The organism is Tumidithrix helvetica PCC 7403, assembly GCF_965232925.1.
In the GTDB taxonomy this organism is placed as follows: Bacteria; Cyanobacteriota; Cyanobacteriia; order Pseudanabaenales; family Pseudanabaenaceae; genus Tumidithrix; species Tumidithrix helvetica.
The window spans coordinates 416,676-429,417 of record NZ_CBDDRA010000001.1; the positions used below are offsets into that span (position 1 = coordinate 416,676).

A 12,742-nucleotide genomic window follows, 5' to 3' on the forward strand; every position below is an offset into this window, starting at 1 on the left:
ATATTAGAAATTGGTTCGTAAAATCATGGCAGAAATTAAGTTTGCGATCGAAGGAGATGCTGCAATAGAGGCAACAGAGGAACTGTTAGCGATCGAGGGCATTGAAGGTTCGTTTACGGTGGATGAAGAAATTAAGCGTGAAGGGGTACTTGCCACGATCGCTGCGATTGTGGGAATTGTATCTGGCACTTTGGCGGCAGCAGAACAAATCCGCAAGTGGTATCAAGCCTATCGGCTAGGTAAGTCGGGCAAAAAAATTGTGAAGGTTTTGATTGTGGGACGCAAGGGCGAACGGCTATTACTAGAAAATGCTACAGTCGAACAAATCCGTAAGGTTTTAGAGGATTGACTTTATGACTCAATCAATTAATAAATTGTCGCTCTACTGTAAGCAATATTTGCTCTTCTTGACGAGCTTTCTCTAAAATACTTGAATCTGGCATTCGCTCTAGGTTTTGCTCGACCAGATGAACTGCATCATAACCGCGCTCTCGTAAAAGCGCGATCGTGCGGGGAGAGATGCCCATATCACCTAAAAACTTCATACAGCTTGGGCGGTTGGGGGTAAGAAAATCACCCGTTCTTGAGTTAGCCATGCGGCATATTTTAGGGATTGTTGAATATCTTCTGGTTCGAGATAAGGATAGTCCTCAATAATTTCCGCGATTGATAAACCATTGGCAATCAGGTTGATAACTACAGAAATGGGTATCCGCATTCCACGGATGCAAGCTTGTCCAGCCATAATCTGTGGGTCAAAGGTAATGCGATCTAGTCCAGTTAGCGTAGTCACGGGGTTAACCTCCTATGAATTTGGTTAAGAAGGTGAAAGGCACAAAATAAAAGAGATGCTTTAATGAAATATAGCTTGCTCTAGCTTACCTGCAAAAAATCTTGCAAACAACTTAGGAGTAGTTTGTGCAAATCCTGTATATCGAGTTGCATCCTAGCAGTGAGACTAAGGTTGAGTTGCGGTTTCAAAAGCTGAATAGTCAGGGCTATGAAAAGCAAGTCTTGCAGATTAGCGAGATTGCGGATTTGATTAGGTTGGCGGAACGGGATATTTATGTATCTATGCCCGATCCTGTGGCAATGGGGAAGCAATTGTTTGCTTGGTTGGATGGGACGGGGCGATGGTTGAGTCGCGCTTTGGCGGATTGTCAGGGGGATTTGTTGGTTTTAGCGATCGCAAATCTAGCCAAATTACCGCATTTGCCTTGGGAAGTGCTACACGATCGCGAGGGATTCTTGATCGATCGCAGTTTTCCTAAAGTTGTGCCTGTGCGCTGGACAAAAGGAGAAGTAGTGGCAAGTGAGCCAGCCGATCGCCCGTTGCAGGTGATGTTTATGGCGACCGATCCTGAAGGGGTGGAGCCGCGATTAAATTTTGAGGGGGAAGAGGGGCGGATCTTGGATGCAACTCGTGGGTTGGCGCTGACCTTGCGGGTAGAGGAGAGCGGCTGTGTGAGTGAGTTAAAAAAGACTTGGCGACACTTTGATAAGAACCATTTTGATGTGTTTCATTTGACGGGTCATGCTTCGATCGCTGAAGATGGTCAGCCGTTTTTTATTACGGAGACGGAGACGGGCGATCGCTATGATGCTAAGGCGAGTGAGATTGTTGATGCGTTGCGGTTTCGGTTGCCGCGTTTAGTATTTTTATCGGGATGTCGCACGGGTCAGGCGGGAGAGCAGGGTGCAACGCCTTCGATGGCGGAGGCTTTGTTAAATTTAGGATTGACGGCGGTGTTGGGTTGGGGTCGTCCGATTGGGGATGATACGGCGACTCTGGCGGCGGCTTGTTGGTATGAGTCTTTGGCTTCGGCTAATAGTTTGGTAGAGGCGATCGCGGCAACCTATCAGAAATTGCGAGAGGAGAATATTTCTAATTGGTATTTGTTGCGGTTGTATGGGCGCGGTAAGTTGGATGTGAGTTTGACGGCGTTGGTGTTGCCGTTGGGCGATCGCCTGTTGCCTTTGAGTTCGGAGATCGAGCAGTTATTTCTCGATCCTGATGATGCGACTACGCCGAGGGTGGTGCGGCGCGAGGATTTTGTGGGACGGCGGCGGATCTTGCAAACAAGTTTGCGGCGATTGCAGGGGAACGATCTGGGTGTGTTGTTGCATGGGATGGGTGGTTTGGGTAAGACGACGGTGGCAAAGCGGTTGTTGGAACGGATTGCCGATCCGCAAAACTCGAACTATGACACGATTTTTAATTTCAAGCAGTTTGATGAAGGGAAGCTGTTACAGGATTTGGCGAAAAATTGCACTTCTGAGGCGGGGCATGAAATTCTCAATGGAAGGTTACCGCTAATGCAGAAGTTGACGAAGTTTCTCAAGGATGGCATGAACGCTAAGGAGCGCTGTTTGATGTTTGTGTTGGATGATTTTGAGGAGAATCTGGAAGAGAATGCGTTTGGGGCATGGGTGCTGAAGTATGAGGTGGTGGAGCCTTTGATGGCTTTGGTGAGTGCGATCGCCCGTTCGGGTTTGCGCCATCGGTTGATTGTGACCTGTCGCTATGATTTTAATTTGCCTGATGTAGCGCTAAATGCAAGGCTGTTTCGTGTTCCGTTGTTTTCGTTGCGGGGTGTGGATCTGAAGAAGAAGTGCGATCGCCTTGCGGGGTTTCAGTTGCCTATGTTGTCGCGTGAGGATGCGGAGCCGTTGGTGGCGTTGCAAAAACAGGCGATCGCGGTGGCGGATGGGAATCCGAGGTTGTTGGAGTGGTTGGCGGCGATTTTGCCGAATGATGTGTTGACGGAGGCACAAAAGCAGGAAGTTTTGGATCGCATGAATGCCAAGCAAACAGAGTTTCGCGAACATATCCTCGCAGAGACGTTACTGGCTCAGCAAAGTCCAGATTTGCGGGAAATGTTAAAACTGGGGTTGGTATTCGATCTGCCTGTGCCTGCTGTGGTGTTTGCGAAGGTATGTGAGGGAATTGAGAATCTCAAGTCCCATCAAGATCGAGCTAAGGCGATCGGTCTATTAGAAGCTAATTCTCCCCCCTTGATAAGGGGGGCTGGGGGGGATCGTATCTATCGTGTGCCGAAGATTTTGGTGGAGTTGTTAAATCCTGAGTTTACGCAGGAGGTTTATGCAACAGCAGCAAGAGAACTCTATCGAGTTTGGCATGAAGAATCTGAGTCTTCTACTGAGGAGCAAAATTTAGAAATTCATCGGTTAGCTTTGTTGGGTGATGAGAAAGAGATAGCTCCTAAACTTGCTTATGTCTTAGCAGGTAAATGGAGAAATGTTAGTAGATTTCGAGAAACTGTTCAAATTTGTAAATCAACGATAGAAGTTTCATTAGATTATAAAGTTCTTAAAGAATTTGGATTTGCCGAACAGAATCTTGGCAATGTGCAACAAGCATTAAACTACTATCAGCAAGCTATAAACCTTTGCCCTGAAGAAGATTTGAGTGAAAAAGCTTCAATAAGTCATTACTTAGGTTTTATTAAAACAGATCTAGGAGAAGTTGAAGAAGCCTTGACTTTATTTCGACAATCCAAAGAAATCTACGAAAATATTGAAGATGATGGAAATGTAGCTGTTGCTTTGCATCAAATGGCAGGTATCTATGCCCGACAGGGACAGGTAGAGCAAGCGATCGCCCTCTATCAGCAGTCCTTGGAAATCACAGATCACATTGGTGAAGTGCAGGGCAAAGCCGCCACTTTGGGACAAATGGCACATATTTATGAATCTCAAGGATTAATAGAAAAAGCACTTGAGCTACATCAACAAGCTTTAGAAATTGCTCGGCAAATTGGGCATGTTCAATACGAAGCAACTGCATTGCATTGTATGGCAGGAATCTATGACCAACAGGGACAGGTTGACCAAGCGATCGCCCTCTATCAGCAGTCCTTAGAAATCACAGAAAGCATCGGCAACGTGCAGACCAAAGCCGCCACATTGCATTGTATGGCAATTATCTATGACCAACAGGGACAGGTTGACCAAGCGATCGCCCTCTATCAGCAGTCCTTAGAAATCACAGAAAGCATCGGCAACGTGCAGACCAAAGCGATGACATTGCATCAAATGGCAATTATCTATGCCCAACAGGGACAGGTAGAGCAAGCGATCGCCCTCTATCAGCAGTCCTTGGAAATCACAGATCGCATCGGCGACGTGCAGGGCAAAGCTATTACACTTGCAAATATGGGATATTTATCAGCGAACAATGGTGATTTTCAAACGGCGATTTCCTATCTCCAAGAATCCCTCACCATCCTGCAACACCTCAAATCCTCCCACGCAGCCACAGTTCAGGGTTGGTTAGAACAAGTGAGGGCGATCGCGGGGTAAGGAAAATGGAAAAATTCCACAGATCCCCGACTTTTTTTGTGATTAGCAAAGATTACCTGTGACTGCAAAGAAAAAGTCGGGGATCTTTAACTGCAACCTTCTCAACATCATCCATGCGCTAACATAAACCCATGAGCATCACTGTCACCATCCCCGAAGCCAGCCAGCAGTTCGCTCAACTCATAGTAAAAGTCCTACAGGGTGAAGAAATCATCTGCGAAAACGGTGTAGCCATAGCCACGATCGTACCCAGCCTAAGAAAGCTTCAACCTCGCATAGCTCGACAAGATAAGTTTCTCATTTATTTTGCGTGAGATCTTCTGATAGCCTCAAACGCGCAGATGCCTGCCCGTGCATACTCACCGTGTAAGGTACTAAATAAGTCAGTGCCGCTGAAATCCAACGTTCGGTTGTCATTTCACCCTGCAACAAACTGACGCCATGATTTAAAGCAAACAAAACCGATCCAACGATGAAGGCAACCTTGAGTGCCGTTGGTCTCATTTCTGGATCGGTAAATTTATGGTAGAAAGCCTTTAAAGTATTCATCATTTTCAAGCAGCTTGCGAAGATTATGACTGCGATCGCATGATTTCAATGTTACCCGTTAACTTCTCACTGCCATCTGTTCTAAGACCATTTGTCTCGCCCAGCGATCGGTGGCAATAATGTCATCAAGGGTAGGTTGGGCTAGATGTTCGTGGCGATCGCAGGTCATCTCAATCAGTTCGGGAATTTGCGTAAATTTAATTTTCCGATCGAGAAATAGTTCTACGGCTTTCTCGTTAGCAGCGTTCAGCACAGCGGGCATAGTTCCCCCTGCACGACCTGCGGCATAGGCCAACTGCATACAGGGATATTTGCGATGATCGGGTGCGCGGAAGGTTAACTCGCTGCACTTAACCAGATCCAATCTCTGCCAATCCGTAGGAATGCGATCGGGATAGGAAAGTGCATAGAGCAAGGGGAGGCGCATATCGGGGAGACCCAGTTGCGCCAGCACCGAAGTATCTTGAAGTTCGATTAAAGAGTGAATGATGCTCTGTGGATGAATCAAAATCTCAATGTGGTCGTAGTCTACGCCAAACAAGTAATGGGCTTCAATTACCTCTAAGCCTTTATTCATAAGGGTTGCAGAATCGATCGTGATCTTGCGTCCCATAGTCCAGTTTGGATGTTTGAGTGCGTCCTCGATCGTGACAGAGCTGAGCTTCTCGACAGGTAAATCGCGAAACGAGCCACCCGAGGCCGTCAAGATCACGCGGCGCAGACCGCCTTCAGGTACACCTTGCAAGCATTGAAAAATTGCCGAATGTTCGGAATCCGCAGGTAAGAGTTTGACCTGATGCTTTTCAATCAGGGGCATGACCACACAACCCGCCGCGATCAGGGTTTCTTTATTGGCGAGGGCGATATCTTTACCCGCACGAATGGCGGCAACGGTCGGTAACAAGCCAGCACAGCCGACGATCCCAGTGACCACAGCTTCGGCATCGCCATAACCAGCAACGGTTTCTACGCCCTCAGCACCTGCTAATAGGATCGGTGGTGCTTGGGTTTTAGAATTTTTCAGATCGCCGATCGCTTCTTTCAACTGATTTAACTTGTTCGCATCGGCGATCGCGACAATCTCTGGCTGAAACTTACGAATTTGTTGTGCAAAAAGTTCAACATTTCCCCCTGCCGTCATGCCCACAACGTTAAAGCGATCGGGATATTCGGCAACAATATCGAGGGTTTGCGTACCGATAGAGCCAGTGGAGCCAAGCAGGGTAATTCGTTTCATCATAAAAAATTAATAATCCTATTAAAACGATTATGGCATCGACGTACCCCCGAAGCGCATTACAGAAACTCAACAAATCCCCAACCAAATTACTAGCGCACCACCGAACCTACCCCACCGTCAGCTTTTGCATTTCCTCTAAACTCGGTGCAGCTAACTCAGACTCAGAATTGAGCCATAACCAATATTCAAAATTGCCCGTGCGACCTTGAATTGGGGAAGGGGTCATGCCTTGAAACCGCCAACCTAAAGCGATCGCTGCGTCTAAAACCTGCGCGATCGCCTCTGCCCTGACCTTAGCATCCCGAATTACACCACTTTTGCCAACTTGGGACTTACCTGCTTCAAATTGAGGCTTGACCAATAGCAGCACCTCACGTGGGGATTGCAGCAAATTCCAGAGGGCAGGCAATATTTTGGTGAGCGAGATAAACGATAGATCCAAAACAGCAAAGTCGGGAATTGGATCGTCGGCTTGATAGAGTTGCTCGGGCTGGAGGTAGCGCAAATTGGTACGTTCTTTTAACACAACACGCGGATCGCTGCGAACTTCCCAAGCCACCTGACCGTAGCCCACATCAATGCCATAGACGCGACTGGCTCCTTGTTTGAGCAGACAATCGGTAAAGCCCCCCGTAGAAATGCCGCCATCAAAGCAGATGCGATCGCTCACCTTTACTTGAAACTTGTCTAAGGCGCCAGCCAATTTTTCACCCCCACGAGACACAAAGGGCGACTGGGCTTTGACCAAAATCTGGGCATCAGATTTGACAAGGGTTCCGGGCTTATCGATCGTCGTGCGATCGACCTGTACCCAACCCGCTCTAATTGCTCGCTGTGCTTGCTCCCGCGATGGTACCAAGCTAAGCTCGACCAAAAGAATATCTAAACGTTGTCTCAATTTTTTTATAAGAATGGAAGCGATAGGACTGTATATTTACTCTAATTTATTTTTTAGCTTGCCACCAAGCTAAACAGCTCAGATTCTGCCCATGGATTGATTCCCAGTTAACTAACTTGACAGCGATGGCTTGAAAGCTCTCAAGGATAAAAAATACTGAGGGCAAGCCCTAGGGAAGATTCAGCCCATTAACTATAATTACAAGCTATTTACACGCATAATCATGACTTAAACTGCTTTGGATAGTTTCTCTTCATGTGTTACTATGCCTAGCTATGATGAGGAAATGGTGTGGAAGTGAGTAGAATGGTTAAGAAAACTGTGAAACAAAAAGAGACTCATACTGTAGCGTTAGGGCTCTCTACGCTAATCTCCATAGCGGGTTTTGTTTTGCCATGCCATGCCAATCCAGTTTCCTCAGAAGCCTCCATCAAAGCTTCTACAGAATCCATCACGCGATCGCAACCCATTCCCACAAAGATTCAGACTGTCAAGGAGATTTTGCAGCAACAGCAAAGCGATCGTAAATCTCTTCCTTCTCCTACCTCTGCAATTATCCTTTCTCCATCCACTAATCCTACTCTCTCACCCAAAACCATTCCTTCCGCTCAAACTTCTATCTCTCAAGCTACCCCTCAGACTGAAAGAATTCCTCCCCTATCAATACCCGAGCCTGCTACGCCCCCATCTCAAGTTGCCCAAACAATTCCCATTAAAAAGGTTGAAGTTACTGGCAGTACGATTTTTGGTGCAGATAAGTTAGACCCGATCGTCAAGCCCCTCGAAGGCAAAGAAGTCACAGAGGCGCAATTAACAGAAGCTGCCAATGCGATTACCCAACTCTATATCAGTAATGGTTATGTAACTTCTCAAGCCGTATTTAACCCACAAAGCGTTGCCAATGGCATTGCTAAGATTCAAGTTATTGAAGGAAAAGTCGAACGTATTGAAGTTGTAGGTGTTACTTCGCTGAATCCTGACTACGTGCGATCGCGTGCCGAACTAGGAATTGGGACTCCCCTCAATACCAGCAAACTAGAAGATCAATTGCGACTTTTACGTACAGACCCAGTCTTTACTAGCGTTGATGCCAGTCTCAAACCTGGGAGTCAGGCTGGCTCCAGTATCCTCACCATAAAAGTTGTGGAGGCAAATCAACTGGGTGGTTTTGCAAGTTTCGATAACTTTTCCGCGCCTGCGGTCGGTTCTGAGCGATTGGGTGCGGGGTTAAATTACCGCAATCTATTTGGATTGGGTGATGTATTTAACGTTAATTACTATGTGACAACGACTGGCGGCTCTAATCAGTACGATTTTGGCTTTAGCATTCCTGTCAACCCCATGAATGGGACGGTATCGATTCGATATGCCCCCAGTAACTACCGCATTACGCAATCACCTTTTGATGCCTTCAACATTCGCGGTAATAACGAAGTTTACTCCGCTACATTCCGCCAACCTTTGATCCGAACCCCCCGCGAGGAATTTGCCCTTTCCCTAGGGTATGAATATCAAAGAGGACAGACATTCCTGTTTAACAATCTCGCTGTGCCTTTTGGGATTGGTCCAGAATCCGATGGTACGAGTCGTACTAGCGTGTTTAAATTTGGGCAAGACTATACCAATCGAGATACAGAAGGGGTTTGGTCGTTGCGATCTCAGTTTAGTCTCGGTACGGGTTTGTTTGGTGCAACCTACGTTACCGATCCGAGCGCGGCTTTCTTGAGCTGGCTAGGGCAGGTTCAGCGGGTTCAAGTTCTTGGCTCTGACGCAATATTGATTGGAGCCTTAGATGCGCAGTTCTCTGCCGATCCTCTGTTGCCCTCCCAGCAGTTTGTCATCGGTGGTGGTCAATCTGTGCGTGGCTTTCGCCAAAATGCACGTTCTGGCGATAATGGCATCCGCTTTTCGGTAGAGAGCCGATTTGTGGTGGCTAGAAACGAAGAAGGCAGAACCATCGTGCAGTTGGCTCCATTTATCGATCTCGGCACAGTTTGGAACAATGGTAGAAATCTCAACCTACTGCCCAATCAAAACTTTCTAGCTGGTGGCGGTTTGGGCGTTTTGGTAGAGCCAATCAGCCGCCTTAATTTGCGTTTAGATTATGCGATTCCGTTTGTTAACCTCAGCGATCGCGGCTCTAACCTGCAAGAGTCATCTCTTTATTTCAGTTTGGGATACCAATTTTAAGCGATCGTCTGCTATCCTATGCACCATTCAGGCATAATTGCCTAAATATTAGCGAGACTGTAGCAATAACTATTTCTACAGTGGTAAAGTTTTCAAAAAGCTAAACGTAAGCCCTTAACTTAATTACTTGCGTTCTTATCTTTTTGCTAAAATACTTGCCAAGGCAATGCTAGCCATTCCTCAGCTAATCTAGTAATGTTGGTAATTGTGATGTAGACAACTAAACTTACATACCAAAGCAGAGATCATGAGTATGTCTGCATCTGAGGTTTAAGAGAATTTAGCGGTGATGAGGAGCATTTCCTGCCTGTGGCAACAAATCGAATCGACTTAACCCCCAAAACTATTCCTACTCGGATAAAACCCAAACCGCGAAAATCTGGGAAATCGCGTTGGTTGATGACAGTATTGATTGCGATTGGTTTAATTTCAGGTAGCCTTGGCGCTAGCTTAGCACTTGTGATGTCCAGCAGACCCCTACAGCAAAGCAAACTGTCTCCCGAGCAAGAAGCACAAAACTCCAGCATGACTTCGGCTACAGCAGGGCTACCAGCTTTGACAAGACCCGTGAATATTTTGGTGCTGGGAACAATCTTATTAACGTCAGATCTTCCCGAAGCTGCTCAAAAAACAAAGACAAAATATTTAGAGCAGGTGGATGGCAATCTCAACGGCATGAGCGATGCCATGTTGATGATGCGGTTTGACCCCACCACCAAAAAACTTACGGTACTTTCAATTCCCAGAGATAGCCGAGTCCATATTCCAGGGGTGGGAGAAACGAAAATCAACGCTGCCAATTATCTAGGTGGCGCTGCGCTTTCCGCTCAAACAGTCAGTCAAATGCTGGGGGATGTGCCGATCGATCGCTACATTCGCGTCAATGTTGATGGCTTTGGTAAATTGATCGATGCTCTAGGTGGGGTGGATATCTATGTGCCAAAACGCATGAAATATCAAGATGATAGCCAGCATCTCTACATTAATCTCAAGCCCGGACAGCAGCGTTTAGACGGTGCGAAGGCAGTGCAATATATGCGCTATCGTTACGACGACTTGGGGGATATTGGACGCGTTCAGCGCCAACAAACGTTCTTTCGGGCTTTTGTCGAGCAAAAACTGAATGTTGAGACGATCGCAAAGTTGCCTGAAGTGCTATCGGTTCTCAAAGAAAATATCGATACCAACCTCTCCGTTGAGGAAGTCTTGGCTCTCGCTGCATTTGTCTCAAAGACCAATCGTAAAGATGCCAGAATGTTGATGGTTCCTGGTCGATTTAGCAATCCAGGCGAGTATAACCTCAGCTATTGGATTGTTGATTACAAACATTTATCGCGATTGATGGTCGATCACTTTAATGTGACTGCCAAGTCCCAAGATTTAGACGAAGATAGTCATTCTCCCAAATACATACGGGTTGCGATTCAAGACAGCATCAAAAAGCCCGAAGGGGTCAAGAGCGCTACCAATGTTCTATCCAAAGCAGGATATGGGCAGGTATTCCCAGCAGATACCTCTTGGGCAAAACCTCTAGCGAAAACCCAAATTGTGGCGCAAAAAGGAGATCGCACGACAGCAGAGCAAGTGCGAGCAACTTTAGGGATGGGTGAGATTGTCGTTGAATCTACAGGCTCGATTGAGTCTGATGTCACCGTGCGGTTAGGGCGTGACTGGCTAGCAGCCCAACCTGCTGTTATGCTATCTAACGCTCAGCCATCAACCTTCTTTAAAATGCTGATCAAGCCTCAGCTCTCGTAAAGACAAGTCAATCCCTATAAAATTAGTTCCCATGTTTCCTCTAGCTTTTATAGGGTAGGTGGTTCTATGTTTTTGTCTGGGAAATCGCCCTATCTTGATTTTGTGCCATCGGGCAAGGTTGCCCCACTGAGATTGGCTTGCGTAATATTACAACCGTAAAGGTTTAAACCTCTCAGGTTAGCATTACTCAGGTTTGCCCCTTTAAAATTGACATTGGTAATATCTGCATTTTCTAGCTGAACCCCACTAAGATTGGCATTACTTAGGTCTGCCCCACTGAGATTGGCACTGCGTAGGTCAGCTCCACTGAGGCTTGCGCCATTTAATTTGCTATTACTAAAAATCGCCCCCGATAAATTGGCAGCAGTCAAATCAGCCTTGCTTAAATTGGCATTGCTGAGATCGTTCCCTGCAAGAATTGCTGCCCCAAAAATTGTGCTACTCAGATTGGCTTCGTTAAAGTTAGTGCCAGTTAAGGTAGCTCCCGTTAAATTTGCCCCCGACAAATTCGCTTCCTGAAATTTTACCCCTGTCAAGTTGGCGTTTGTCAAGTCGGCATTTTTGAGCTGGGCGCGATTCATGCTAGCGCCTTCGAGATTGGCATCACTGAGATTGGCGTCGTTGAGTTCGGCTCCACTCAAACGCGTTTTGACTAGTTTGGCTCCGCTGAGGTCAGCATTGTTAAGCTCTGCTCCGAACATGCGCTCTCCACTGAGATCGCGCCCCCGTAGATTTTTACCGAGAGGTGCACTGGGATTATCCATAAGATTTTGATTTTAAAATACTAAGCTTCAAGAATCCATTGTCTGAAATTACAAACTAGAGACGAACTAGCTCTATTTTAGCGAATCTGAGGCGAAGAAATGCGTAATCCCATGATAATTAGGTCGCGTTCGATACGATCGAGATCGGCAATTTGTGGAAGGAGTCCCCATTGTTGAAAGCCAAAGCTAGAAAAAAGGCGCAAACTCGGAATGTTGTGACCAAAGATCATCCCCACTAGGTTAGAGATTTGGAGCTTTGGACTTTGTGCGATCGCATGGGCAAGTAATTGTTTCCCCACCCCGCAACGTTGGTGGCTCGGTGCAGTATAAATACTGACTTCTACGGTTCTTTGATAGGCAGGACGCCCATAAAACATTTGAAAACTCAACCAACCGATAATTTGCTCCTCGGAAGTTTGCATGGATGTAATCACCCACACAGGATAGCGATCGCTATGAGAATGGAACCAAGCTAAACGACTCTCAAGGGAAACGGGTTCAAGATCGGCTGTTGCCAAGCGATTTGGAATCGCGGCATTATAAATCTCGACAATGGCTGGTAAATCTGCCTCAACGGCATCTCTAATCTGCATGGTTCGCTTTTCATTCTGTGAGAACTTTCGCATACAGGAATTTACTGATTTTAGGGACGATAGGCTTCGTTACATTATCCCTAATTCTTTCGACAAAAGATGGCGATCGAAGGGGTTTGACTAGAATTTAATGTACCAATTTAGAGAGAGAAACCATAAGTAAAAGCCTAGCAAATCCAGCATCATGCTTAAGCTTATGACAGTGGGTATCCATCCAAACTTTTTGCTCTTTCTCGCTACGTGGATGAATTGCTTTAGCGAAAGCGAATTTGTCTAAATACTGGACTTTGGACTAGAAAAAGAAAAAAAGGCAGCAGGTGCTTGGCACAAACTGCCAAAAGAGCAATGATCAATTAACCAAAATTGACATTGACAATAATGATTTTCCAGAAACTCCAAGAATTTCGCAACTCGATTTATGAATACT

At 46.3% G+C, this 12,742-nt stretch carries 12 protein-coding genes; 5 read left to right on the plus strand and 7 right to left on the minus strand.

Features of this window, described 5'->3' with window-relative positions:
* The first annotated feature begins 25 nt into the window (after positions 1–25).
* A complete protein-coding gene (locus ACP2WE_RS01755; protein ID WP_425213874.1) occupies positions 26–349 on the plus strand; it encodes a hypothetical protein in 324 nt (107 codons plus the stop codon).
* 13 nt (positions 350–362) lie between these two features.
* On the opposite strand, the gene ACP2WE_RS01760 is transcribed toward ACP2WE_RS01755, so the two are convergent.
* Both ACP2WE_RS01760 and ACP2WE_RS01765 read right to left on the minus strand, forming a co-directional pair.
* Complete coding sequence (locus tag ACP2WE_RS01760; RefSeq protein ID WP_425213875.1) at positions 363–545, minus strand: DUF5615 family PIN-like protein; 183 nt, start codon at positions 543–545, stop codon at positions 363–365.
* On the minus strand, positions 542–793 hold the full coding sequence (locus ACP2WE_RS01765) for a DUF433 domain-containing protein (RefSeq protein ID WP_425213876.1): 252 nt from the start codon (positions 791–793) through the stop codon (positions 542–544). Before ACP2WE_RS01765 ends, ACP2WE_RS01760 begins: the two co-directional genes overlap by 4 nt.
* 125 nt (positions 794–918) lie before the next feature.
* On the opposite strand from ACP2WE_RS01765, the gene ACP2WE_RS01770 reads away from it, so the two are divergent.
* Both ACP2WE_RS01770 and ACP2WE_RS01775 read left to right on the plus strand, forming a co-directional pair.
* Positions 919–4,323 (plus strand): tetratricopeptide repeat protein, encoded by a 3,405-nt coding sequence (locus ACP2WE_RS01770; RefSeq protein WP_425213877.1) that lies wholly within the window; start codon positions 919–921, stop codon positions 4,321–4,323.
* Positions 4,324–4,454: 131 nt separating this feature from the next.
* A complete protein-coding gene (locus ACP2WE_RS01775; RefSeq protein WP_425213878.1) occupies positions 4,455–4,637 on the plus strand; it encodes a type II toxin-antitoxin system Phd/YefM family antitoxin in 183 nt (60 codons plus the stop codon).
* Here the strand turns inward: ACP2WE_RS01775 and nrtS are convergent.
* The 3 genes from nrtS to ACP2WE_RS01790 form a co-directional block, all read right to left on the minus strand.
* A complete protein-coding gene (gene nrtS, locus ACP2WE_RS01780; protein WP_425213896.1) occupies positions 4,621–4,872 on the minus strand; it encodes a nitrate/nitrite transporter NrtS in 252 nt (83 codons plus the stop codon). The two genes, ACP2WE_RS01775 and nrtS, sit on opposite strands and share 17 nt — an antisense overlap.
* Before the next feature lie 58 nt (positions 4,873–4,930).
* Positions 4,931–6,109, minus strand: coding sequence for a 1-deoxy-D-xylulose-5-phosphate reductoisomerase (locus ACP2WE_RS01785; protein WP_425213897.1), 1,179 nt, complete (start codon positions 6,107–6,109; stop codon positions 4,931–4,933).
* Positions 6,110–6,218: 109 nt separating this feature from the next.
* Entirely contained in the window at positions 6,219–7,010 is a 792-nt protein-coding gene (locus ACP2WE_RS01790; protein WP_425213879.1) for a TlyA family RNA methyltransferase, read from the minus strand.
* 306 nt (positions 7,011–7,316) lie between these two features.
* On the opposite strand from ACP2WE_RS01790, the gene ACP2WE_RS01795 reads away from it, so the two are divergent.
* Together ACP2WE_RS01795 and ACP2WE_RS01800 are read left to right on the plus strand one after the other, a co-directional pair.
* Positions 7,317–9,200, plus strand: a complete 1,884-nt coding sequence (locus ACP2WE_RS01795; protein ID WP_425213880.1) for a ShlB/FhaC/HecB family hemolysin secretion/activation protein — start codon at positions 7,317–7,319, stop codon at positions 9,198–9,200.
* A 309-nt stretch (positions 9,201–9,509) separates the two neighbouring features.
* Positions 9,510–10,958, plus strand: coding sequence for an LCP family protein (locus ACP2WE_RS01800; RefSeq protein ID WP_425213881.1), 1,449 nt, complete (start codon positions 9,510–9,512; stop codon positions 10,956–10,958).
* 89 nt (positions 10,959–11,047) lie between these two features.
* On the opposite strand, the gene ACP2WE_RS01805 is transcribed toward ACP2WE_RS01800, so the two are convergent.
* Together ACP2WE_RS01805 and ACP2WE_RS01810 are read right to left on the minus strand one after the other, a co-directional pair.
* The gene (locus ACP2WE_RS01805; protein WP_425213882.1) at positions 11,048–11,722 is read right to left on the minus strand and encodes a pentapeptide repeat-containing protein; all 675 of its coding nucleotides are present in this window, start codon (positions 11,720–11,722) and stop codon (positions 11,048–11,050) included.
* A 77-nt stretch (positions 11,723–11,799) separates the two neighbouring features.
* Entirely contained in the window at positions 11,800–12,315 is a 516-nt protein-coding gene (locus ACP2WE_RS01810) for a GNAT family N-acetyltransferase (RefSeq protein ID WP_425213898.1), read from the minus strand.
* Positions 12,316–12,742 lie beyond the last annotated feature (427 nt).